This window comes from Vagococcus sp. 211, assembly GCF_056322705.1.
On sequence record NZ_CM150475.1, the window covers coordinates 893653 to 916166 of the forward strand.

Here is a 22514-nt window from a genome sequence, read left to right on the forward strand (position 1 = left end):
TGTTTTTTACTCCTTAATAGAAGAGTTGATAATCAAGCTCTTCTGTGAAATTAGCTGCAAAAAGATCTTCTAAATTAACGGAAAGTTCTTCAAAGAGAACAGGTTCTAAATCGCAAATACGTTGATGGAAATCATCGGTCATATTGTCTATGATTAATATTAAAACACGTCCTTGAACCTGAATAATCTTAGCTTCCTCTTTGATAAAATGTGGTACTTGTTTTTTCTTTAATACGAGTTGATATTTACGGGTTGTGTCTCGTAAACGCGTTAAATCATACTCTTTAATGATGGTGTTTTTATGTAAAATTAAAGCCCGGTCCACAATCAGTTCTAACTCAGATAGATTGTGAGAAGAAATCAGAACGCTGTATTGATGGATGCTGACCTCATTTAAAACAAGTTGAATGACTTGTTTTCGAACGATGATGTCTAAACCATCAAAGGGCTCATCGAGTAAATAATATCTAGCATTGGTTGAAAAGGCTAGAATCATTTTAAAGAGAGCCTGCATCCCTTTAGAGTAAGCAGAGATGCGTTTTTTTGGGTCTAGATGATGTTTCAATAGAAGGCTGTTGAATTTTTCTGTGTCGAACGTGCTATAAAGTTGTTGGTACAAGACGCTCACTGATTCAGGCGTTTGGTTTGCTAAAATGTTAAAGTGTTCATCTAAATAAAAAAGTTGTTCTCTAACATCCGGGTTATCTTCTAAGGGTTGTGAATTAATGGTAATAGAACCGCTCTCTTTTTTATAAATGTTGTGAATGACACGAAAGAGAGTAGTCTTACCTGCCCCGTTTCGTCCGAATAGACCGATGATTTCACCTGGTTTAAGTTCAAAGGAAATATCATCTAATACAGGATAATCATCAATGGTCTTGTATAATTTATCAATCTTCATAGTCAACCTCCTTCATCGCTTCGTAGTGTTGATGTACCCAGTTAATTAACGTGATTTCTTCAATATTCTCAAAAAAAGCCTCAGTGAGTAATGCGTCTAACTGTTCTTTCATTTTAGTCGCTACTTGAGGATTAGTGGTTTGTTTTCTTTCTATTTTTTTGATAAAGGTGCCGCTGCCGTGAACGGTGATAATTAGTTTTTCTTTTTCTAATTCTTGATAAGCTCTCGTGACGATGTTGGGATTTATCATCAGTTGGTTCGCCAGTTCTCTAATAGAAGGTAACCGGTCGCCGGCCTGTAATGTTCCAGTCATCATTCGTGTTTTGACAGAGTGAATCAATTGATTATGTAGTGGTTCGGTACTATTTCGGTTAATATCAAACACATGCCTTGTTCCTCTCTTGTATTAATCTATTACTATTAATTGTAATTAGTCCGGTGATGGATGTCAATTAAACTTAAAACACGAACAATAGTAGTTATTTTTATTGGAAAATACAGATTTTTGTTGTATTTGTATTATCTATCTCGTATACTTTGTATTGAGATAGATAAACACGAACATAAAATGGAAAACAAAGGTGGAACAATAAGAAATGGAAAAGTTTTTTAAGTTAAAAGAGAACGGTACAACGGTATCAACAGAAATTATGGCGGGGATTACAACGTTTTTTGCAATGAGTTATATTTTATTTGTTAATCCCAGTATTTTGTCCTTATCCGGCATGCCTTTTCAAGCAGTCTTTTTAGCAACAATCATTAGTGCAGCAGTAGGAACACTGATCATGGGATTGTTCGCAAATGTTCCTTACGCACAAGCACCAGGAATGGGCTTGAATGCCTTTTTTACATTTACAGTTGTTATGGGTCTAGGTTATACGTGGGAACAGGCTTTAGCGATGGTATTCATATGTGGTATTATCAATATTATTATTACCGTTACGAAATTTAGAAAATTAATTATTCAGTCTATCCCAGAAAGTTTACAACACGCTATTGGTGGTGGTATCGGGATTTTTGTTGCCTATGTTGGGATTAAAAATGCTGGGTTCTTACAATTTATTTCAGATGAGCATACAATTGTTGATGCTGTCGTTGATGGAGATAAAGTAGTTAATGTGGTTTCTAATGGAGGGATTGTCCCTGGTCTGGCTAACTTTAATAATCCAGCTATTCTTTTGGCAGTTATTGGTCTTATTATTACAACGATATTAGTTGTGTTAGAAGTTAAAGGGGCTATTTTGATTGGGATTATGGTGACGTCAGTGATTGCTATTCCTATGGGAGTAGTTGATCTAGGTACAGTTAACTTCCAAGAAAATTCTTTAGGCAATTCATTTAAAGAATTAGGGACAACTTTTGGTGCTGCTTTTGGACCGAATGGGATGCCCTCATTATTTGCAGATGCTTCTAAGATACCTCAAGTATTGTTAACCATTCTAGCTTTTAGTTTATCTGATATTTTTGATACGATTGGGACTTTTATTGGCACAGGTAGACGAACAGGAATCTTTACACAAGAAGACGAGTTAGCTGTTGCTGAGAGTCGTGGGGTTAAATCTAAGATGGATAAAGCCTTGTTTTCAGATGCAATAGCAACAACAGTAGGGGCTATTTTTGGGACATCTAATGTGACAACCTTTGTAGAAAGTTCAGCAGGAATTGCCGCTGGGGGTCGAACAGGACTAACTTCAGTCGTTGTGGCAATCATGTTCTTGTTAAGTAGCTTCTTATCACCAATTGTCGGTATTGTACCAGCGCAGGCGACAGCCCCAGCTTTAATCATTGTAGGTATCATGATGATGGCCTCGTTTAAAGAGATTGAGTGGACAAATTTAGAAGAAGCGATTCCTGCATTCTTTACATCTATTTTTATGGGCTTATGTTATAGTATTTCTTATGGAATTGCTGTTGGTTTTATCTTCTATGTGATCTTGAAAGTTGTTAAAGGCAAATCAAAAGAGATTTCACCTGTTTTATGGGTGGTAACAGGGTTGTTTATTATTAATTTTATTATGTTAGCTTTGATGTAATCAAACAAAGGCGCGTCACTCTATTTTTAGTGTGGCGCGCCTTTTAAGGTGTATGTGTAGATAATATTGGTTCTTTGTAGTAGTATTTAAGGATAAGTAAACAAATGGAGAGGGATACATATGGAAAGTTCGAGTAATGAGAGTAGTTTGTCAGATGACGTACCTGATTGTTCAAAAACTGATTTCAGATATTATCTTAATTACCAATCGGTAACGTTCAACCGTGCTAAGTCACGGTCTACGACTTCGTTCGATTATTCATATCCGTTGTGATGCTGAATGAATATGAGAGAGGGAAAAAGATGGAAGTAGATTGGAAAAAGAATATGTATATTGCGTGGATTGGGTGTTTTTTTACAGGCGCGAGTTTTAGTTTAGTAATGCCCTTTATACCGATATACATTGAGCAATTAGGAGCGCCACAAAATAAGATTGAGTTTTATTCAGGTTTATCAATTAGTTTAACGGCACTTTCTGCAGCGATTGTAGCTCCTTTATGGGGGAATTTAGCTGATAGAAAGGGCCGTAAGTTAATGATGATTAGAGCCTCATTAGGTATGGCAATTACTATGGGATCGTTAGCTTTTGTTCCTAATGTGTTTTGGTTGTTAGTGATGCGTTTTTTAAACGGCATACTGGCAGGTTATATTCCCAATGCCACAGCGATGGTAGCTTCTCAAGCACCGATTGAGAAAAATGGATGGGCATTAGGTACATTAGCGACAGGCGGGGTAGCAGGTACCTTGATAGGTCCTTCCTTGGGAGGTTTTTTAGCCCAAACAGTTGGGATTGAAAATGTGTTTATCGTGACAGGAGCGATATTAGTCGTGACGACACTATTGACGATTTTCTTTATTAAAGAAGATTTCAAGCCTGTTGAGAGGAAGAATATGATTTCGACAAAAGAAGTCTTTAAGAAGGTTGAACAGCCAGGCGTATTATTCGGTTTGTTTTTAACCACTCTAATTTTACAAATTGGTATGACAAGTATTAGTCCAATACTCACTCTTTATATCAGAGAACTGGGGGGTGAAATGGCTAATATATTGTTTATTAGTGGATTAATTGTATCTGTTGCAGGTGTATCGACGGTGCTATCATCACCTTTTTTAGGTAAGATTGGTGATAAATTTGGTAATCAGAGGGTATTACTTGGTGGTTTGATTTTATCTGTGCTATGTATCTATCCAATGTCGATGGTGCAAACGCCTTTTCAATTAGGTGTTTTACGTTTCATGATGGGCTTTTCAACAGGGGCTTTGATGCCGTCTGTTAATGCTTTAATTAGCAAGTTAGCACCTGTAGAAGGGATGAGTCGTATCTTTAGTTTTAATCAAATGTCAACTAACTTAGGTCAAGTTGCAGGTCCTATGATAGGTTCTGTTGTAGCGAATGCTTCGGGATATCGCTCTGTTTTCGTAGCAACCAGTTGTTTGATAGTGATGAATATTGTGATTACACTGGTAAATTTTAGAGGAAGATTGTCAATCAAACCTCTTATAAAAAACAAAAAAAGCTAGAAGGTTGTCCCTTCTAGCTTTTTTATTTAATTGTTTTTAGCTTTATTATCTTTTTTAGGCAATGCGACCTCACCAATAATCATGATTAGTACGCCTGCAATTAAAGAAACGATGGTTGTTTTAGTAAAGTCATAAGAACCTTGTGTTAATGAACCACCGATGTAACCTACTACTTGACCTAAAACAAATGTCCACATTAGAACAACTAATTTACCCATCATCTGCCACCTCTTTTCATCTTTCAGTTTATCAAGGTTAAAAGAAAAAGTAAAGACAAACCTAGTGTTATTTAAAAGCTGTTTGTGAATAAAAAGTAAATTCAGTATGATATAATAGAATTATCAAATAGTGGGGGGATGACATGCAGTTAGGACAATTACAAAGCTTAACATCTTACTCTTTGTTAGGAAGTACTAATAAAATACCCGAGTTAGTAGCCACAGCCAAACAATATGGCTATCAAGCGTTAGGAATTACTGATATTAATGGGATGTATGGTGTTATTGAATTTTATCAAACATGTGTAAACGAGGGAATTAAACCTTTAATTGGCTTAACGCTTAACTACCATTCGCGGTACAATGAATCGCCTAATAATCGTATTGTCCTGTTAGCCAAAAATTTAGAGGGATATCACAATCTTATCCATTTATCTACGTTAAAAATGGAAACAGAATCTGATAGACGCTCGTTTTATTTGGATGATGTGTCAGATTATTTTTCTGGGTTGGTTGCCATCTTACCCTGGTATCAACATGAGATGAGTCATGTTAACCCGTTAGAAAATGAAAAAATAACTACCATCGTAGAGGATTTAAAAGGCTTGTTTCAAGAAAATGATATGTATTTGGGGATTGCTCAATCAGAAGGGGAAGAATTACTGGTAGAGCAACACAAAGAATGGTCGAGAGCCTATGATATTCCTCTAATAGCTTGCCAAGATGTGAGATACCTTCTGCCGAATGATGATTTCGCAGTCCGAGTGTTGCGGTACATTGATGAAGGAAAAACGTTAGACATAGGTCTAGAACAAGTGACAGGACAGAGATATTTACTCACTAAGGAAAGTTTCGAACAGCGTTTTGTTGAGTCTGGTTTGGCAGAAGCTTTAATGAATAATGAAGCATTGATTCAAAAAATAAATGTTGAGATACCTTTAAACCAGACTTTATTACCGGAATATCCATTGCCACAGCATGTGACCAGCGAAACAAAACTAAGAGAACTGTGCTATCAAGGGTTGGATAAACTTTTTCCTGAAGTAACCGACACATATGTCTCGCGTTTAGAGATGGAATTAGAAGTTATTCACGAGATGGGCTATGATGATTATTTCCTGATTGTATGGGACGTTATGTTGTATGCTAAGAACGAAAACATTGTGACAGCCTGTCGAGGTTCAGCAGCTGGATCTTTAGTCTCTTATGTTTTAGGTATTACCAATGTGGATCCGATTGCTTATGATTTGTTGTTTGAGAGATTCTTAAACAAAGAGCGCTATACCATGCCTGATATTGATATGGATATTCCAGATAATAAGCGAGACCAAGTGCTTCAATACGTGAATCAGAAATATGGACACAACAGGGTAGCTCAGATTGCTACTTTTGGAACATTGGCCGCTAAAATGGCATTAAGAGATGTTGGGCGTGTGTTTGGCTTATCTCAAAGTGAAGCTAATAATTGGTCGGATGCCATTCCTAATACATTAAAAATCACATTGGACGAAGCGTACCGGTCATCAAATAAATTACGAGAACTTGTCAATTATTCTCAAAAAAACACGTTATTGTTTGAGACAGCAAAAAAAATAGAAGGGTTACCACGCCATGTCTCTACTCATGCTGCTGGAGTGGTCATTAGTGACCAAGATTTAACTCAGTTGATACCACTACAACCAGGGTCTAATGGAATTCCTTTGACTCAGTTTGCTATGAAAGAAGTCGAGGATGTTGGCTTACTTAAGATGGATTTTTTAGGTTTAAGAAATTTGTCTATTATAGGAAATACTTTGGACATGATTGCGTATCATTACGGAGAAACCATTAAATTAGAAGATATTCCACTCAATGATGATCAAACGTTAGAATTATTCCGACGTGGAGACACTGTGGGGGTTTTCCAGTTTGAATCAGCAGGTATCAAAAATGTATTAAAAAAATTAAAACCGACGTCAATTGAAGACATTGCTTCAGTTAACGCGCTGTACCGACCAGGACCGATGCAAAACATTGATCTATTTATCGCTAGAAAACATGGTGAATCAAAGATTGAATACCCTCATAATGATTTAAAACCAATATTAGACCAGACTTACGGTATTATGGTTTATCAGGAACAAATTATGAAGGTTGCTTCATTGATGGCTGGATTTTCTTTAGGGGAAGCCGACATATTACGGCGTGCTATCAGTAAGAAAGAAAAAGGTGTTCTAGATCGTGAACGGCAACATTTTATTTCGGGATCAATGGCTCAGGGGTATACAGAGTCTGTTGCAAATGAAGTTTATGATTATATTGAACACTTTGCGAATTACGGGTTTAACCGTTCGCATGCGGTAGTGTATTCAGTGATTGCTTACCAAATGGCGTATTTAAAAGTTCATTACCCAACAGCCTTTTTCACAGCATTGCTTCATTCTGTGAGACATAACTTGGTTAAGATTAAAGAATACGTAGCTGAAGCGAGACGATACGGAGTTGTGGTGACACCTCCGGATATTAACAAAAGTGATTATAGCTTTACTATGAAAAAAGGGACGATTTTATTTGGTTTTTCAGCTCTTAAAGGGGTTCGTCGGGATTTTATTCAAAATATTTTGACGACGCGCAAAACAGATGGGAATTATAAATCCCTCGAGAACTTTTTGATTCGAATTGATGGAAAGTGGCTCAAAGAAAGCAATATCTTACCCTTAATTTATATAGGGGCATTTGACGGGCTTCACGGTAATAGGAAACAGTTAGTTATTGATTTGGATGGACTTATTCGAAACATTGAATATAGTGCGGGTAGCTTAGATCTGCTTGATATTTTGAGTTTAAAAAAAGAAACAGTGCCAGATTATTCCGTGAATGATAAATTAAATCAAGAAGTGGAATATCTAGGGACGTATTTATCAGGGCACCCGGTGGACTCTTACGCTCACCTATTGACAGGTCGAAACATTACAGCCATTTCAGATTTAGTTGAGAATCAAGTGGGTACGCTACTTTGCTATGTAATCAGCATCAAAAAAATCAGGACTAAAAAAGGGGATTCTATGGCCTTTTTAAAAGTGAATGATGCCAGTGGCGAGATGGACATTACCTTGTTCCCAAAATTATATCGACACGTAGTAGGACAATTAAAAGAAAATAGTGTTGTGATGATTGAAGGTAAGGTGGAAAAAAGTAAGTACAATCAAACGTTACAAGTCATTGCTAATACCGTAGAGTTAGCCGATAATGTGTCCAAAATTGAAGTATTGCCTACCTGTTTCATAAAAATTGATCCAGATACCAATAATCACGATAGTCTGTTACAATTAAGAGGGGTTTTGAATCAGTATAAAGGGCCGCAAAAAGTTGTGTTAGTTTACACAAAAGAGAAAGAGAGACTCCTTTTAGACGAGGTCGATTGGGTTTATGAAAATGATGAATTGAAAGAACGTGTGGAAAATTTATTAGGATTAGGTTCTATTGTTTTCAGGTAAAAAGCATTAATATAGGCATTTTGGAAGAATGAAACTAAAAATAATGATAAATAAAAATGATTTTCATAATTTTTTCATTAATTTTTATAGATATTGAAAGACTTTTAACAAAAAAAATGGTAAAATTAATTTTGAATTTAAGTATTTTATACATAATTTAAAATAGTTTTAGATAATTTAGTTGAGGTGGGATAAACTTATGAAACGCATCGCTATATTAACAAGTGGGGGAGACGCCCCTGGAATGAACGCTGCCGTTAGAGCAGTGACTCGTAAAGCAATTCATGAAGGTATGGAAGTATATGGAATCAATTACGGATATGCCGGTTTAGTCGCAGGAGATATTACTAAGTTAGAAGTTCCAGATGTAGGGGATATTATTCAACGTGGTGGAACATTCCTTTATTCTGCGCGTTATCCAGAGTTCGCTACAGAAGAAGGACAATTAAAAGGGATTGAACAATTGAAAAAATTCGGTATTGAAGGATTAGTCGTTGTTGGTGGAGATGGCTCATACCATGGAGCCTTAGCGTTAACTAAACGTGGTTTTCCAGCTATTGGTGTTCCGGGGACGATTGATAATGATATTCCTGCAACAGACTTTACGATTGGGTTTGATACTGCGATTAACACAGTGGTTGATGCCGTCGATAGAATTCGAGATACAGCAACATCCCATGTCCGCACATTTATTATTGAAGTGATGGGACGTGACGCAGGAGACATCGCTCTATGGGCAGGTGTCGCAGGTGGAGCGGATGACATTATTATTCCAGAGCACGAATTTGATATGTCTTCAGTGGCGAAAAGAATCAGTGAAGGTCGTGACCGTGGTAAAAAACATTGTCTGATTATTTTAGCTGAAGGTGTTATGCCAGGACATGAATTTGCTGATAAGTTATCTGAGTACGGTGATTTCCATGCTCGTGTATCTGTGCTAGGTCATATTGTGCGTGGTGGTACGCCCACAGCAAGAGATAGAGTACTTGCAAGTAAATTTGGCTCTTATGCTGTTGATTTACTTAAAGAAGGCCGCGGTGGTTTATGTGTTGGCTTGGTTAATAATCAATTAGTAGCTTCAGATATAATTGAAGTGTTAGAAACTAAAAAACATACACCCGACTTGAGTTTATATGATTTGAATCATCAAATTTCTTTCTAATTTCTAAATTATTGAATTACCAATTATAGATAATATTAAATAACACAGGGAGCGTTTAATAATGAAAAAAACAAAAATCGTTTGTACTATTGGGCCAGCAAGTGAAACTGTTGATACTCTAGTAGAGTTAATGAATTCAGGAATGAACGTAGCACGTTTAAACTTTTCACATGGAGATTTTGACGAGCATGGTGCTAGAATTAAAAATATTAGAGAAGCTGCAAAAATTACTGGTAAAACAATTGCTATCTTATTAGATACGAAAGGTCCTGAAATTCGTACGAATGATATGAAAGACGGCCGTGTTGAACTTTCTAAAGGGCAAGTTGTTCGTATTTCAATGACACCTGTCGAAGGAACAAAAGAAAAATTCTCAGTGACTTATCCAGAATTAATCAACGACGTGGTTGTTGGTAATCATATTCTTTTAGATGATGGATTAATTGACTTAGAAGTACTAGAAATTGATACAGCGAACAATGAATTGGTAACAAAAGTCTTGAACGAAGGTGTTCTTAAAAACAAAAAAGGTGTCAACGTTCCTAATGTAAGCATTAATTTACCTGGGATTACAGAGAAAGATGCTGCAGATATTCGTTTTGGTATTGAGAATAATGTGGATTTCATCGCCGCAAGTTTTGTTAGAAGACCGAGTGATGTGTTAGAAATTACAAAGATTTTAGAAGAAGAAAATGCAACAGATATTCAAATTATTTCAAAAATTGAAAACCAAGAAGGTATCGATAATTTAGATGATATTTTAACGGTATCTGCTGGACTAATGGTAGCTCGTGGAGACATGGGTGTTGAGATTCCTACAGAGGATGTACCTATTGTTCAAAAAGAAATGATTAAAAAATGTAATGCATTAGGTAAACCAGTTATTACGGCAACCCAAATGCTAGATTCAATGCAACACAATCCTCGTCCGACAAGAGCGGAAGCGAGTGATGTGGCTAACGCAATTTATGACGGAACAGATGCTATTATGTTATCAGGTGAAACGGCTGCAGGGGAATATCCTGTAGAAGCTGTTCAAACAATGCACAACATTGCTGTTCGTACTGAAGGAGTTTTAATTGATCGTGATGCTTACGCGTTAAAACTTTATAAAAAAGCAGATATGACAGAATCAATTGGTCAAGCAGTTGGCCATACGGCTAAAAACTTAGGTATTTCTACTATTGTGGCAGCAACTGATTCAGGACATACTGCTCGAATGATTGCTAAATATCGTCCGAAAGCTCATATTGTTGCTGTAACATTCAGTGATAAAAAAGCAAGAAGCTTATCATTAACTTGGGGCGTTTTCCCAGTTGTTTCTGAAAAACCAGAATCAACAGATGATATGTTCCAATTAGCAACGAAAGTATCAAAAGATACTGGTTTTGCAAAAGATGGGGACTTAGTAATCATTACTGCAGGCGTTCCTGTAGGTGAAAAAGGTACGACAAACCTAATGAAAATTCAATTAATCGGTTCTAAATTATGTGGTGGTCAAGGGATTGGTAATGATCCAGTTGTTTCTCGCTCAGTTGTGGCAAAAAGTGCGGAAGAAGCAACCAATCAAATGACTGAAGGCGCGATTTTAGTTGTGAAAACAACAGACCGTGACTACATGCCAGCTATTCAAAAAGCATCAGGATTAATTGTTGAAGAAGGTGGATTAACTTCTCATGCTGCCGTTGTGGCGATTGCAGAAGGAATTCCCGTTATCGTAGGTGTTGAGAATGCAACTGATTTAATAGCAAATGATATTATTATGACACTAGATCCTAGACAAGGTGTTGTCTACGAAGGAGAAACAGCGTTTTAATGATGATATAGACGTTCATAAAGAAGAAGGGATTTTATCCCTTTTTCTTTTTTTAATGAGCTTATAAAGAAAATTTTAAAAAATATCTAGAATAAAAAAATGAGATAGTGTAAAATTGTGTGATATGGAAGGAGGGGCAAAATGAAAATTGAAATAAAAAATAGGAATAAAATGCTCTATTTAGCTATTTTAAACTTATTTTTAGTATTCTTGGGTGTTGGTTTGGTCATTCCAGTTATGCCGACGTTAAAAGAATCAATGCATTTATCTGGTGCCACAATGGGAATGTTAATATCTGTTTTTGCGATTACTCAGTTAATCATGTCTCCAATAGCGGGGCATTTATCTGATAAAATAGGAAGAAAAAAGATTATTGCGACAGGGATGTTTATTTTCTCGGTATCAGAGTTAATTTTTGGTTTAGGCCATACGGTGGAGTGGTTGTATTTTTCTAGGGCTTTAGGAGGGATATCGGCCGCATTGATTATGCCGTCTGTAACCGCTTATGTAGCTGACGTTACAACATTTGAAGAACGACCAAAAGCGATGGGGCTTGTATCTGCTGCGATTAGTGGTGGGTTTATTATCGGACCAGGTGTTGGTGGATTTATTGCGCATTTTGGTATGCGTGTGCCTTTTTTTGCGGCCGCTTTTTTAGCGTTAATTGGTTGTATTTTAGCTATTATTGTCTTGGAAGAACCAGAGAAACAATTGGTTCATGGCCAAGTAGCAGCTAAAGGCTCAGTAATGGATATTTTACGTAATCCAGTCTTTACGTTTCCATTTATTGTTATTTTGATTTCTTCATTTGGCTTACAAGCCTTCGAATCAATTTATAGCATCATGGCAACGATTAATTTTGGTTTTACAACAACTGAAATTGCCATGATTATCACAGTAAGTGGTGTATTAGCCTTGATCTGCCAAGTGGTCTTTTTTGATAGCATTATCAAGATGATTGGTGAAGTCGGGTTGATTCGTATTTCATTCTTTGCTAGTGCCATTTTTATCGGAGTGATTGCTTTTACGAGAAATAAGTGGGTTGTTGTCATGTGTACATTCGTGGTCTTTTTAGCTTTTGACTTACTAAGACCAGCGATTACGACTTATTTATCGAAACATGCAGGAAATAGACAAGGAACAGTAAATGGTTTGAATTCAACCTTTACTAGTTTCGGTAACATCTTGGGACCAATGGCGTCTGGTATGTTATTTGATATTAATCATTTTTATCCATACTATGTTTCTGCTGTGGTACTATTGATTACGAGCTTTTTATCTCTTTTATGGAAAAAAGAAACCAGTGAATCAACTGTTTAAGAAGGTTAATAACCTTCTTTTTTTATTTTGACTAAAATGATGTAAGGTAGGGATGACATGGACATACGACGAATTGAGTGTTTGGAAATGATGGACATATACGATAGGTATCTGCTAAATGATTTTCCAAAAGAAGAACGTAAAACAAAACAGCAATTGGTAGAATTATACCAAGAAGGACGTTATGAAGCATATGTTATGGAAGAAGAAGGAATGCTTAGAGCTTATGCTTTCTTTTTTGATATTACGACTAAGGTCCAAGTATTAGATTATTTTGCAGTAACGTCTACTAAAAGAGGCCAAGGTTACGGAGGTAAGATGTTATCATGGATCATTGAGGAGAAGAAAGAGACATCTCTTATATTAGAATGTGAAGATCCAGCTTTTGCTGAGGATGCCATTAAGAAGGTTGAGCAAGAAAGGCGCATCGCTTTTTATTTAAGGCAGGGACTAGTGCTTAGCTCTGTGAAAGTTGAAGTGGTAGGTGTTCATTATGTCTTGTTATTTTTCAATGAAGACCAAGTGAATGCCTCGTTTCAACAAGAGCTGGAAGAGACGTATAAAAATTTTAATAAGCAGTTAAATAGTCACGATAGACAGTGATAGAAGCCCCTGTTTTATGGTATACTAAATTGAATTTGAAAGGATGACGGATATGATAAATAATTTACTAGGGTCAACTTGGAGCGGGTTGATTATGGATGAAAATGATAAATATTATTTTGTGCAAAAAGAAGGAACGACTTTCCACTTGAACAAAGAAGAGGGGGAGCACAAATTAGGTGATATGGTTGAAGGGTTTGCTTATGAGAACCAAAAGGGTAAATATGCCTTCACGACCCATATTCCTACCATTAGTAAAGAAACCTATGGCTATGCGGAAGTGATTGCAACACGTAAAGATTTGGGTGCTTTTGTTGATATTGGTTTGCCTGATAAAGAAATCGTAGTTTCTCTAGATGAATTACCAGCAATGAAAGAATTATGGCCTCGAAAGGGAGACCGTTTGTACGTTAAATTAATGACCGATGAAAAAGATCGTCTGTGGGCAACGTTAGCGGAAGATGTTGAGTTTTTAGCAATGTCTAAGGCTGGAACGAAAGAATTAATGCATAATAAAGATGTGATTGGTACGGTTTACCGTTTGAAATTAGTTGGAACGTTCTTAATTACAGAGGACAACTACATCGGATTTGTTCACCCATCAGAACGTTTTGTTGAACCAAGACTTGGTGAAGTAGTTAATGGTCGTGTTATTGGCGTTAGGCCAGATGGCATGTTGAACTTATCGTTAAAACCAAGAGCACATGAGGTAATCTCGTCAGATGCACAAATGATTTTAACTATGTTAAGCCGTTCAGCTGATAAAATGATGCCTTTTGGTGATAAATCATCACCTGAAGACATTAAGAGAACCTTTGCAATCAGTAAAGGACAATTTAAACGTGCATTGGGCTCTTTAATGAAAGAAGGCTACATCGAGCAAAGAGATGGTGGAACGTTCTTGATTAAGGAATTAGTGGAAGAAAAAGAAGAAGAAGCGGCTGTTTTAGACGAGGAACTGATAGCTGACACTGTTGAAAAAAACGACGAGGAGTAATTGAGAATAGGATTGCTTTTAAGATGAAACTAAATTATAATTAATATAATATAAAAACTTACTATTTTTATTTAATTATAATAATTATAAAGAAGGAGTTAGTAGATCTTATGTCCAATCATATTACTTCTTTAAATCGTATAAAAAAACAACTCCATGAGGCTCGTTATAAATTAACCCCACAAAGAGAATCTATTTTGTTAGTGTTATTAGAAAATGAAAAAGATCATTTGTCAGCAGAAGAAATCTATATGTTAGTGAAGCTTAAAACACCAGAGATTGGGTTGGCGACAGTCTATAGAACCCTCGAGATGTTAACTGATTTAAAAATACTTGATAAAATTAGTTTTAATGATGGTTTAGCCAGGTATGACTTGAGGAAAGAAGGCGCTAAGCACTTTCATCATCATTTACTCTGTTTAGAGTGTGGTGATATTGAAGAGGTGGAAGATGACTTATTAGGTGAGGTAGAGAAATTAATTGAAACAGATTATTTTTTCCTTGTAAAAGATCATCGACTGACTTTCCATGGCGTGTGTCAAAAATGTCAAAAACTAAAGAAATAAGAACAAAAGCACGGTACAGAGCATAATCTGTATCGTGCTTTTTTATTTACTTTAAAAAATAATAGATAGACCAATACAACATAGGATGATGGGGATTAATAAAGAAGAGTGTTTTTGGATAATAGATGTTATATAAGGTACTGTGCTCAAATAATAACCGATTAAACACCACATGCCAATAAAAATAATAAATAGTCCTAGCACACTTATTAATTGAGACATTGGATAGCCACTGAAAATAGAAAGATAAATACTGAAATTATCTCCACCATTGCTAATAGTCAATAAGCTGATACCTATGATTGTTGTAGGTAATACTGGAGGTGTGTATGCTACCTTTTGAGATTTTAATTGTAATACGAGAGAATAGCCGCCAATGATTAATGGAATAAATCCGAGCAAATGGAGAGGGATATAAACAGAATGAGAGAAACTTAAGATAGAAAAAATACTTAGGCCAAGCAAAGTAAGCAAGCCTAAGTATTGTCCTATAACTATTTTGTAGTATTTGTTTCTTTCCAATAACGTAAATAATGCCGTTAAAAGGAATAAATCGTCCAAATTAGTAGTGATAAAAGCGAGGACAGTCATTAAAAAAAGAGTCATAGATACCACCTTTATCTTTTATATGAGCTAGTTAAAAAAGGGATTCGTTCTTTTTTCTTTTCCTATCGTTGTTGGTTCTCTGTGGCCAGGATAGGCAGCGAATTCTTCGGGCAAGGTAAATAACTCTTCTTGAATACTTTTGATTAATGTTGGTCCATCCCCAAATGGTAAGTCAGTTCGACCGATACTACCGCTAAATAAAGCATCTCCTGTGACAACAAAGTCATCAAAAACAAAGCTTACGCTTCCAGGGGAGTGTCCAGGTGTAGGGACAACTTTAAAAGTCATGCCACCAATCGTGTATGTCTTGTAATTTTCAAATTCAAATTCAGCTGGCGCACAAACAATGTCGCCCATGTCGCTATGGTGCATTAATCCTGAGAAGTTAAGGCGAGGATCCACTAGCCATTCTTTTTCAATCGGACTAATATATACTGGCAAGTTGAATTCATTTCTAACCTGTTCCAATGCACCAATGTGGTCATAATGGGCATGGGTAATTAAAATGGCTTCAGGCGTTGTTCCTGTTTCTTTTACCAAAGAGATGATTTTTTCAGCATCATTTCCTGGGTCTACAATAAGTAAAGATGTATCGTTATAAATAAGGTAACAGTTTTCTTCAATCTGACCGGTAATAATCTGTTTAACTTGTATCATAATATAACCTCCTATATTCAAGGATAATTATAGCTAAAATTAGGTAGAAAGACAACGCATTAGTTTAGCAAGTGTAATGTTGAATAATCTGTACTAACAGAGGTGTGATAGGTTCTTTTGCTTTTGAGTCGTAATAGTCTGCAAACCGTTGATCGGATAAATACATGTGGCTAAGCCCGTTATGCATAGCTTTGTCATAGTGCCCCCAATGAGCAGTTAGCCATTGTTTATGGCATGTATAAATAAGAGAAGCTGTGTCAGAGGGAATATCAGGGCGTAGTAAGAGTGATTGGATCATCGTGGCTTCTAAGTTTTCTAACTCATTCATTTCTTTCTGAGTTAAAGACAAGTACGCTTGTTCAGATTTATTTAAAGTGACTTCATCGTATCTTCCAATTAATTCTTCTCCGTACATTCGTTGATTTTCAGCTAATTTGTCCTTTTTGAAGGCATGGAATTTTTCTTCAGGTGTCATAAATGTCTCTCCTTTTAACTCTTTTAATGTGTGTTCCATTAAGTTCACAATCCCATTCAGTTGTTCCTGTTTTTTAAGTAGTAGTTGGTAGTGTGTGAGGTACAACTCTTCCTTCGATAGGGTTGTGTCATGAATGATAGATTGAATCTCTTTTAATGGAAACCCTAATTCTTTTAAAAAAAGAATATGTTGCAGTGTGTCTAAATTTTCAGTGTCATAGATTCTGTAATTATTAGCCCCGATTGCTTTTGGGATTAGCAGCCCAATCCCATGGTAATACCTTAGAGTACGAGGAGTAATACCGGTTAGATTAGCCACTTCTTGTATACTATATGTCATATTTTTCACCTCTATGACTTAGTTTATACTATGACGTAAGGTCACAGTCAAGGTAAACAAAAAGAACCCATGTAGATGCGTTCTTTTTGTCTAATGAGATTTAATTTTTATCTTGTTGTGAGGCAACGGTGTCCCAAAAACTATCTCCCCAATCACAAATTCCTTGAACAATTCCAGATAGACTTTTACCGATATCTGTTAATTCGTATTCTACTTTTGGAGGGACGATAGGATGGACATATCGTGTAATGAGCTGATCTCGTTCTAGTTCTCTGAGTTGTCTAATAAGCATTCGCTGATTGATGTCAGGAAGCATTTTCTCGATTTCACTTAGTCGTAGGACCGGTTGTTGTAAAAAGCACCAGACAAGAGCGACTTTGTGTTTTCCGCCGATGATGTACATTGCTAGGTCTTTGGTGCTTTTAAAATCCTTGTCATTATAATGATACATAGCTTCTCCTCTCATTCTTTTTCTTTCTCATATTATAGAACGAAACAGGTCAAGGGTAAAGAAATATCAATAGTGACGAAATTGTCAGTATTGAAAAGATAGGTAGGGAGTATATAATGAAATCAGAAACGAGGATAAGATGTATCCCAACAAAGATCTAATGACTCTTTATAATGTCTATTAGGAAGAAAGAAGGAAAACAAATGAAAAGTAAAGCAGCTGTAGCATTTGAACCAGGAAAACCGTTAGAAATCGTAGAAATCGATGTAGCAGATCCAAAAGCAAAGGAAGTCATGGTAAAAATTCTCTATACTTCTGTTTGTCATACAGATGCTTTTACCTTATCAGGTGAGGATCCAGAAGGCGTATTTCCAGCAGTCTTAGGTCACGAAGGTGCAGGAGTGGTTGTTAAAGTAGGAGAAGATGTGACGTCTGTTGCCGTAGGGGACCATGTTATTCCTTTGTATACAGCAGAATGTGGCGAATGTAAATTCTGTCTATCAGGCAAAACTAATTTATGTTCTGCTGTACGTGAGACACAAGGAAAAGGTGTCATGCCTGATGGAACGACGCGTTTTTCTTATAAAGGAGAGCCGATCTATCATTATATGGGAACAAGTACATTCAGTGAATACACGGTTGTGAATGAAATCAACTTAGTTAAGATTGATGAAGAAGCACCCTTAGATAAAGTCGCTCTATTCGGATGCGGTGTGACAACTGGTTTAGGAGCTGTAGAAAACACAGCCAAAGTAGAAGAAGGTTCGATTACAGCGGTCTTTGGTTTAGGAGCGATTGGACTTGCTGTTATTCAAGGGTTGAAAAAAGCCAACGCGAAACAAATTATTGCGATTGATACTAACCCAGAGAAATGGGAACTAGCTAAAAAAATGGGAGCAACTGATTTTGTTAACCCGAAAGATTATGACCGCCCAATCCAAGAAGTCTTAGTGGAAATGACAGATGGTGGTGTTGATTACAGTTTTGAATGTATCGGAAATGTTGAAGTCATGCGATCAGCTCTAGAAGCATGCCACAAGGGTTGGGGAGAAAGTATTATTATCGGTGTAGCTGGTGCAGGAAAAGAAATTCACACTCGTCCTTTCCAATTAGTAACAGGACGTGTATGGCGCGGATCAGCCTTTGGTGGTGTAAAAGGACGTACTCAGTTACCAGGTATGGTTGAGGATTATATGAAGGGGAATATTGATTTAGATTCATTTATTACCCATCATCTAGATTTTGATCAAATCAATGAGTCTTTTGATTTATTGCACCGTGGAGAGTCGATTCGTACTATTTTAACGTATGGTGATAACTAATGACAGTCGAACTTATTGAAACACATCAGTCATTTGGTGGAAAACAAATGAAATACCGTCACTATTCACAAGTGCTTCAGTGTGATATGGTCTTCAGTCTGTTTCTACCAAAAACAGAAACAGAAGAGATACCAGTATCTCTAGTATGGTGGCTAGCTGGTCTAACGTGTACAGATGATAATTTTAGCCAAAAAGGGGCGTTTCAGAAATACGCTACAGAGCAACAGTTAGCTTTTGTCATGCCTGATACTTCTCCAAGAGGGGAAGCAGCAGATAGTGAGGCTTGGGATTTGGGGCAGGGAGCAGGGTTTTATTTGAATGCCACCCAAGAACCATGGACGAAGCATTATAGAATGTACGATTATTTAACGGAAGAACTACCAGGAATTGTTCATAGCCTAATACCATACTTTTCTGGTAAAGAGAGTGTGATGGGACACTCTATGGGAGGGCATGGTGCGTTAATTCTAGGCCTAAAAAACCCAGACCGATTTTCAGCTATCTCTGCGTTTGCTCCTATTACAAACCCTATCAATGTTCCTTGGGGACAAAAAGCGTTCACGGCTTATTTAGGGGATAATCAATCGACTTGGAAACAGTGGGATGCGACAGAAATAATGAAAACCACCTCAGTAACTCATCCACCTATCTTGATTACACAAGGGACGGAGGATAACTTCTATGAGGTTCAATTGAAAGAAGAGGCTTTCTTAGCAGCGGCCAAAGAAACAAAGGGTCAGGTAGTATTTGACAAAGAAGAAGGATACGATCATAGCTATTTTACGATTGCCACATTCATTGAAAAACATATCCTGTTCCATAAAAATAGCTTGAACTAATAAGAAGGAAAGTAGGAAGTCACTAGGCGTATTGCCAGTGACTTTTTATTTGCTTTGATTTACAAGATAAACGTTATGTTGTGTCGGAATGTCTTGATAGTTATTGAACGCCGTGTGATAGGTACTCGCTACTAATTGTTAGTGTGTTAATGCTTGTTATTCTTTTTGAGTAGTTAAGTTAATGGGTTAAAAAAATATAACCGTCTAATTAATATGAAACAAATTGGCCTATCAGACGTTGACTAGACCTTGTGATAAGAGGTATTCTTAAGTAGAAGCACAGCATGTTGTTTAAAAGGAGGAGTAGCATGGAACGTTTGAAACAATCTGCGTCCTATTTATCGTTTGTTCCAGATGTGTTAACGAATGCTATGAATTTATTCCCGATTCTTTTATTTACTCATTTGTTTACAGAAAGTAGAGACAGAGTTTGGTGGATTATTCCGTTATTATTATATTATGGTTTTAAAACGATGATTTTATTTTTATTTCGATTCACTCATGTTTCCACACGGCGCTTGTTGGCGGGATCTATTTATTTAGGTATTATCGGTGTCATAATAGGTAGTTTTAGTGAGAGGTCTTTACTTTTAGCTTCGTTATCTGGTGTGTTATTAGGTGTTTGTTCAGGTACCTTGTTTCCTAGTTATTTGACCATTAAATGTCATGAAAGCTATTTTGGTCAAACTCAGCCAAAAAAGGAATCTGTCTTATCTTTAGGGTATGCCACACTGTTGTTTTTTGGTTTGTTCAAGGCTATTAATCACTCTTTAACGACAGGATTTTTGTACTTAGTTCCTCACTTGGTGATATTAGCGATTATTGTCTCTTTTTATCCTGATTATGTCTGGGAAGGCAATGAAGACTATCCGAGTTATTCCGTACCAGATACGTGGGCTATCTTTTTCATTGGTTTTTTAACTATTTTAATTTTAAAAGGTGGAAAGAAAGTAGGGAGTGCCTTATTGTTGCCTAGTTTTTTTACATTCCTTATTTTATCCTTACTGGCGTATGGACTCTTTATATGGCGAGTCAAACCAACCCGATATGTTTCTCTCTTGCCAACAAAGTTAATTATCTTTAAAGGAATGTTAACGAATTTTATTTTAGTGTTTTGTACTTTTCATCAGACCTTAATTCATGGGCGTATCGCCTTATATATTGTTTACTTCAGTTACTTGGTAGCGTTGATTCTAGCACCTATAATTCAAAATAGGGTAAAAAAATATTATCCGCGATTAACTCCTGAAAGGTTGAGTTATTCCTTGCTGTTCATAAGCTTTATATTGCTCCTAAACGATCGGAGTTTTTATGTAGGAGTGTTCTTGTTAAGTGTGGGGTCTTCTCAGTTCAATCAGTTGCTTAACCGGTATGTCTATAACCATTCTGATTTACCAAGGGATATTCGGCTAATAAGTAAGTATCGATTGAATAATATTGGGAGTATTTTACAACAAGTCATGATGATGGGATTGCTAGGACTAGTTAGTTTAGTTGATCCTAAATTATCTATTGGTCGCTTGTTTTATGATTACAGTTATCATATTATTCAAGAAAACAAATCTCCTGATTTATTTATTGCTAAAATAGGCTTGTTACTTTTCTTTTCAATTAGTTTGTTTTATCTGAAAAAAGAATATAAAAAGAACCTCTCTTAGACTACAAGAAAGGTTCTTTTTTGTTTTTTAATGGCATCACAGCTAGGTTAATGCTCGTAGCTATGAAGTAGATACCTAATAAAATGCTTGCGCTTAGAGGCATAATAGACGTAGGTATAAACAACAAAATAGCAGCTAGGATAGAGATGCCGTATAAAAAGATCAAACTAAGACCTAGTTTTTCATTTTTTATTGGATGGGCTAGTTGGCATAACAAATGAGGTATCACATCGATTAAACACCAAATGCCGATAAGGTAATGCATCCAAATATCAGAAGAAAAGCCGCTGAAGACAATGATTAATCCATGAATAATACCAAAAATAGCCGTATAGAAAAACACATTTTTAAGAGCGGGTACAGGTATTGTTTCGTGGGTTTGATAAAAAATATTGAAATTTAAAAACCCTTTTAGAATCGCGACAAGTCCGACTAATATAATGAAATCTTTGACGGATGCTTGGTAATTATATAGTAAAGATAACCCGGAAAAAAGCATGATAAACCCGATAAGGTAATAATGCCAATCAAATTTATCTACCATATCAACCATAAATTTAAATTTTTTAGACAACAGAAACACTCCTTGTTAAAGTAAACAACTTAGATATATTATCATATTATCTCGTTAAATGCATCCTTATTAACGGGGCTTATTTTATGTGGTTAGTGTTATTCCAATCTGTAATAGAATAACAAGGTTCTGATGAGTCATTCAAAGTAGAAACTAATGTAGTGATACTTGTGTTATCTAATAATTTGCCACTGCGTATCTCCGCCACTGATGAACCGTTTAATGTTTTAAGAATGGTTTGTAGTGTTAATCCATGAGAAACAATCAGAATTGTATCATCTGGATATGTTGTTGCTAATGCATCAAAAACAGATAACGTTCTAGTGATTAATGCCTTGAAGGTTTCCCCACCAAACGCGCTAGGATCATAGAGGTGAGGGGCATGAACTAAGTTTTGAAATTCAGGATAGTCATAATAATCTGATTCAGGATGCCCGTCCCAATCACCAAATTCCATTTCTCTAAGGTCGTCAATGGTTTCTATTGGGGTTGACGAACCGTGTGCTTTTAATAGTAACTTTGCAGTATCCTGTGCTCGTTTTTGTGGACTAACGAAGACTTTGTCAAAAGAGATGCTTTGTAAAAAGGCACCAGCTAATGCTGCTGTTTGTTGCCCTTCAGGTAATAAAGGGGAATCTGCTAACCCACCTTGAAAGACGTGTTGTTTGTTGTATTCAGTTTTGCCGTGACGGACACAATAAAAAGTTGTCATAATTGAATATCTCCTTTATAGATAAGATAATGACAGTATATAAAATCTACCTCTTTTTGTAAAAGTTTCACGTTAAAAAAGGACAATATTCTTAGATGAATAAAAAGTAAGTGAAAAGAAGTTGCAATTATTTCTAAGGTATTATATAATGTTTGAGGCTAAAGGTTTAACCTTTGGTACAAATAAACTAAATCACATCTGTTGCATATTTTTTATGAGTTGCTGTATTCTTTACAGTCCATAAGAGAGCTTGAAAGCATCAGAGAGGT

The 22514-nt window shown here is 36.2% G+C and carries 21 protein-coding genes; 12 read left to right on the top strand and 9 right to left on the bottom strand.

Annotated features, from left to right (window positions below; genetic code table 11):
• Positions 1–13: 13 nt before the first annotated feature.
• Together ACVWM0_RS04455 and ACVWM0_RS04460 are read right to left on the bottom strand one after the other, a co-directional pair.
• Positions 14–901: an ATP-binding cassette domain-containing protein gene (locus tag ACVWM0_RS04455; protein WP_476473426.1), complete on the bottom strand. Its 888-nt coding sequence runs from the start codon at positions 899–901 to the stop codon at positions 14–16.
• The gene (locus ACVWM0_RS04460) at positions 891–1286 is read right to left on the bottom strand and encodes a GntR family transcriptional regulator (protein ID WP_476473428.1); all 396 of its coding nucleotides are present in this window, start codon (positions 1284–1286) and stop codon (positions 891–893) included. The genes ACVWM0_RS04455 and ACVWM0_RS04460 overlap by 11 nt, the downstream gene beginning before the upstream one ends.
• Before the next feature lie 211 nt (positions 1287–1497).
• Between ACVWM0_RS04460 and ACVWM0_RS04465 the strand changes: the two genes are divergently transcribed.
• A complete protein-coding gene (locus tag ACVWM0_RS04465; protein ID WP_476473429.1) occupies positions 1498–2934 on the top strand; it encodes an NCS2 family permease in 1437 nt (478 codons plus the stop codon).
• Positions 2935–3236: 302 nt separating this feature from the next.
• On the top strand, positions 3237–4454 hold the full coding sequence (locus ACVWM0_RS04470; protein WP_476473430.1) for a multidrug efflux MFS transporter: 1218 nt from the start codon (positions 3237–3239) through the stop codon (positions 4452–4454).
• 26 nt (positions 4455–4480) lie between these two features.
• Here ACVWM0_RS04470 and ACVWM0_RS04475 read toward each other — a convergent pair whose 3' ends face one another.
• Positions 4481–4672: a YjzD family protein gene (locus ACVWM0_RS04475; RefSeq protein ID WP_476473659.1), complete on the bottom strand. Its 192-nt coding sequence runs from the start codon at positions 4670–4672 to the stop codon at positions 4481–4483.
• A gap of 143 nt (positions 4673–4815) precedes the next feature.
• On the opposite strand from ACVWM0_RS04475, the gene dnaE reads away from it, so the two are divergent.
• The 7 genes from dnaE to fur all read left to right on the top strand — a co-directional run bounded on the left by dnaE (position 4816) and on the right by fur (position 14612).
• Positions 4816–8148 carry a DNA polymerase III subunit alpha gene (dnaE, locus tag ACVWM0_RS04480; protein ID WP_476473431.1) on the top strand — a complete coding sequence of 1111 codons (3333 nt, stop codon included), beginning with the start codon at positions 4816–4818 and terminating at the stop codon, positions 8146–8148.
• A gap of 199 nt (positions 8149–8347) precedes the next feature.
• Entirely contained in the window at positions 8348–9310 is a 963-nt protein-coding gene (gene pfkA, locus ACVWM0_RS04485) for a 6-phosphofructokinase (protein WP_476473432.1), read from the top strand.
• Positions 9311–9371: 61 nt separating this feature from the next.
• Positions 9372–11126 (top strand): pyruvate kinase, encoded by a 1755-nt coding sequence (gene pyk / locus ACVWM0_RS04490; RefSeq protein WP_476473433.1) that lies wholly within the window; start codon positions 9372–9374, stop codon positions 11124–11126.
• Positions 11127–11267: 141 nt separating this feature from the next.
• Positions 11268–12446 (top strand): MFS transporter, encoded by a 1179-nt coding sequence (locus tag ACVWM0_RS04495; protein WP_476473434.1) that lies wholly within the window; start codon positions 11268–11270, stop codon positions 12444–12446.
• A gap of 57 nt (positions 12447–12503) precedes the next feature.
• On the top strand, positions 12504–13049 hold the full coding sequence (locus tag ACVWM0_RS04500; protein ID WP_476473435.1) for a GNAT family N-acetyltransferase: 546 nt from the start codon (positions 12504–12506) through the stop codon (positions 13047–13049).
• Positions 13050–13104: 55 nt separating this feature from the next.
• The gene (locus ACVWM0_RS04505; protein ID WP_476473660.1) at positions 13105–14046 is read left to right on the top strand and encodes a CvfB family protein; all 942 of its coding nucleotides are present in this window, start codon (positions 13105–13107) and stop codon (positions 14044–14046) included.
• A 110-nt stretch (positions 14047–14156) separates the two neighbouring features.
• Positions 14157–14612 (top strand): ferric iron uptake transcriptional regulator, encoded by a 456-nt coding sequence (gene fur / locus ACVWM0_RS04510; RefSeq protein WP_476473436.1) that lies wholly within the window; start codon positions 14157–14159, stop codon positions 14610–14612.
• A 51-nt stretch (positions 14613–14663) separates the two neighbouring features.
• Here fur and ACVWM0_RS04515 read toward each other — a convergent pair whose 3' ends face one another.
• The 4 genes from ACVWM0_RS04515 to ACVWM0_RS04530 form a co-directional block, all read right to left on the bottom strand.
• The gene (locus tag ACVWM0_RS04515) at positions 14664–15218 is read right to left on the bottom strand and encodes a cadmium resistance transporter (RefSeq protein WP_476473437.1); all 555 of its coding nucleotides are present in this window, start codon (positions 15216–15218) and stop codon (positions 14664–14666) included.
• Positions 15219–15245: 27 nt separating this feature from the next.
• A complete protein-coding gene (locus ACVWM0_RS04520; RefSeq protein WP_476473438.1) occupies positions 15246–15875 on the bottom strand; it encodes an MBL fold metallo-hydrolase in 630 nt (209 codons plus the stop codon).
• Between the two features lie 64 nt (positions 15876–15939).
• Complete coding sequence (locus ACVWM0_RS04525) at positions 15940–16689, bottom strand: MerR family transcriptional regulator (protein WP_476473439.1); 750 nt, start codon at positions 16687–16689, stop codon at positions 15940–15942.
• 100 nt (positions 16690–16789) lie between these two features.
• Positions 16790–17140 (bottom strand): winged helix-turn-helix transcriptional regulator, encoded by a 351-nt coding sequence (locus tag ACVWM0_RS04530; RefSeq protein WP_476473440.1) that lies wholly within the window; start codon positions 17138–17140, stop codon positions 16790–16792.
• Positions 17141–17343: 203 nt separating this feature from the next.
• Here ACVWM0_RS04530 and ACVWM0_RS04535 point away from each other — a divergent pair, with 203 nt between their 5' ends.
• From ACVWM0_RS04535 to ACVWM0_RS04545, 3 genes are all read left to right on the top strand, one after another.
• Entirely contained in the window at positions 17344–18462 is a 1119-nt protein-coding gene (locus ACVWM0_RS04535; protein WP_476473441.1) for an S-(hydroxymethyl)glutathione dehydrogenase/class III alcohol dehydrogenase, read from the top strand.
• A complete protein-coding gene (gene fghA / locus ACVWM0_RS04540; protein ID WP_476473442.1) occupies positions 18462–19301 on the top strand; it encodes an S-formylglutathione hydrolase in 840 nt (279 codons plus the stop codon). The genes ACVWM0_RS04535 and fghA overlap by 1 nt, the downstream gene beginning before the upstream one ends.
• Positions 19302–19609: 308 nt before the next feature.
• A complete protein-coding gene (locus tag ACVWM0_RS04545) occupies positions 19610–20959 on the top strand; it encodes a hypothetical protein (protein WP_476473443.1) in 1350 nt (449 codons plus the stop codon).
• 1 nt (position 20960) lies between these two features.
• On the opposite strand, the gene ACVWM0_RS04550 is transcribed toward ACVWM0_RS04545, so the two are convergent.
• Together ACVWM0_RS04550 and ACVWM0_RS04555 are read right to left on the bottom strand one after the other, a co-directional pair.
• A complete protein-coding gene (locus ACVWM0_RS04550; RefSeq protein ID WP_476473444.1) occupies positions 20961–21533 on the bottom strand; it encodes a hypothetical protein in 573 nt (190 codons plus the stop codon).
• A 79-nt stretch (positions 21534–21612) separates the two neighbouring features.
• A complete protein-coding gene (locus ACVWM0_RS04555; RefSeq protein ID WP_476473445.1) occupies positions 21613–22245 on the bottom strand; it encodes a histidine phosphatase family protein in 633 nt (210 codons plus the stop codon).
• Between the last annotated feature and the right edge of the window lie 269 nt (positions 22246–22514).

Bases quoted from the DNA above. Each gene is read 5' to 3' on its own strand.
- ACVWM0_RS04455 (WP_476473426.1), bottom strand. From the start codon at position 901: ATGAAGATTGATAAATTATACAAGACCATTGATGATTATCCTGTATTA.
- ACVWM0_RS04465 (WP_476473429.1), top strand. From the start codon at position 1,498: ATGGAAAAGTTTTTTAAGTTAAAAGAGAACGGTACAACGGTATCAACA.
- ACVWM0_RS04470 (WP_476473430.1), top strand. From the start codon at position 3,237: ATGGAAGTAGATTGGAAAAAGAATATGTATATTGCGTGGATTGGGTGT.
- ACVWM0_RS04475 (WP_476473659.1), bottom strand. From the start codon at position 4,672: ATGGGTAAATTAGTTGTTCTAATGTGGACATTTGTTTTAGGTCAAGTA.
- dnaE (WP_476473431.1), top strand. From the start codon at position 4,816: ATGCAGTTAGGACAATTACAAAGCTTAACATCTTACTCTTTGTTAGGA.
- pfkA (WP_476473432.1), top strand. From the start codon at position 8,348: ATGAAACGCATCGCTATATTAACAAGTGGGGGAGACGCCCCTGGAATG.
- pyk (WP_476473433.1), top strand. From the start codon at position 9,372: ATGAAAAAAACAAAAATCGTTTGTACTATTGGGCCAGCAAGTGAAACT.
- ACVWM0_RS04495 (WP_476473434.1), top strand. From the start codon at position 11,268: ATGAAAATTGAAATAAAAAATAGGAATAAAATGCTCTATTTAGCTATT.
- ACVWM0_RS04500 (WP_476473435.1), top strand. From the start codon at position 12,504: ATGGACATACGACGAATTGAGTGTTTGGAAATGATGGACATATACGAT.
- fur (WP_476473436.1), top strand. From the start codon at position 14,157: ATGTCCAATCATATTACTTCTTTAAATCGTATAAAAAAACAACTCCAT.
- ACVWM0_RS04515 (WP_476473437.1), bottom strand. From the start codon at position 15,218: ATGACTCTTTTTTTAATGACTGTCCTCGCTTTTATCACTACTAATTTG.
- ACVWM0_RS04520 (WP_476473438.1), bottom strand. From the start codon at position 15,875: ATGATACAAGTTAAACAGATTATTACCGGTCAGATTGAAGAAAACTGT.
- ACVWM0_RS04525 (WP_476473439.1), bottom strand. From the start codon at position 16,689: ATGACATATAGTATACAAGAAGTGGCTAATCTAACCGGTATTACTCCT.
- ACVWM0_RS04530 (WP_476473440.1), bottom strand. From the start codon at position 17,140: ATGTATCATTATAATGACAAGGATTTTAAAAGCACCAAAGACCTAGCA.
- ACVWM0_RS04535 (WP_476473441.1), top strand. From the start codon at position 17,344: ATGAAAAGTAAAGCAGCTGTAGCATTTGAACCAGGAAAACCGTTAGAA.
- fghA (WP_476473442.1), top strand. From the start codon at position 18,462: ATGACAGTCGAACTTATTGAAACACATCAGTCATTTGGTGGAAAACAA.
- ACVWM0_RS04545 (WP_476473443.1), top strand. From the start codon at position 19,610: ATGGAACGTTTGAAACAATCTGCGTCCTATTTATCGTTTGTTCCAGAT.
- ACVWM0_RS04555 (WP_476473445.1), bottom strand. From the start codon at position 22,245: ATGACAACTTTTTATTGTGTCCGTCACGGCAAAACTGAATACAACAAA.